We start from the raw sequence: 967 nt of genomic DNA, 5'->3' as shown, positions 1-967 counted from the left end.
TTCCAGTACCAGACCGGTTGCTCGGTTCCCGCCACGCGGCCCCCTTTCGAGCCGGGGACTTTTTCACCGCTGTAATCAACTCCCCATGTTGCCAGCGGCCAGCCGTAATTATTGCCCCGGTGTGGAATATTCACTTCATCGCCGCCACGCGGGCCGTGTTCACTCTCCCAGATTTCACCGCTGGCCGGATTCAGGGCTAGTCCCTGCGGATTACGCATCCCCCAGCTCCAGATTTCAGGTCGCGCTCCTGCTTTCGTCGCCAGCGGATTATCGGCAGGAACAGAGCCATCGGCGTTGAGACGAACGATCTTGCCTTGCAGGGCAGACAAATCCTGCGCTTTTTCTGCCTGGAAGTTGTCGCCAAAGGCGATAAACAGATGGCCACTGCGGTCAAACGCCAGGCGCGTGCCCAGATTGGCTCCGGTTGACAGCCCCTGCTGCCGTAGCACTTCACGGAAGTCGCTCAACTGGCGATGGTCCTCGCTGAGCCGGCCATAGCCAACCGCCGCTCCGGCGCGCCCGTCCTGCCCCGCAACGGTATAACTGAGCCAGACGCGGCGGCTGCTGGAGAAATCAGGTGCCAGTACCACATCCAGCAATCCGCCCTGGCGCTGCGCCCAGACCTCAGGCACACCGCCGATCGGTTCAGACAGCCCCGCTCCAGCCTGCCAGCGGCGTAACTGGCCGGAGCGTTCGGTGATCAACATGCCCTGGTTATCCGGCAGAAAGGCCAGCGACCACGGGTGATCCAACCCATCCTGTAATACCTCAGCATGGACTTTCTCAGCCCGCACCGCTGGGCTGAGTAATAACGCTGACACCATCGTTAACGCCGCCAGGCAACCTCTCATCGTTATGCTCCTTATCGCTATTTGTTAACTAAACGTAGTTAAATTACCAATAATTGCCGAATTATCTGGTTCAGTGCGCTATATTCCCGGGGCTATTTTTTTCAATACTACAAGGG

At 58.5% G+C, this 967-nt stretch carries 1 protein-coding gene; it reads right to left on the bottom strand.

The window, feature by feature from the left end:
* Window positions 1-851 (bottom strand): PQQ-dependent sugar dehydrogenase (locus tag WH277_RS00470; protein ID WP_445235286.1); only part of this gene is annotated, 851 nt, incomplete at its 3' end.
* Window positions 852-967 lie beyond the last annotated feature (116 nt).

The organism is Erwinia sp. MYb416, from assembly GCF_037479575.1.
Lineage (GTDB): Bacteria > Pseudomonadota > Gammaproteobacteria > Enterobacterales > Enterobacteriaceae > Erwinia > Erwinia rhapontici.
The sequence above is the reverse complement of the archived record's forward strand: the minus strand, read 5'-3'. Positions and strand labels throughout refer to the sequence as shown.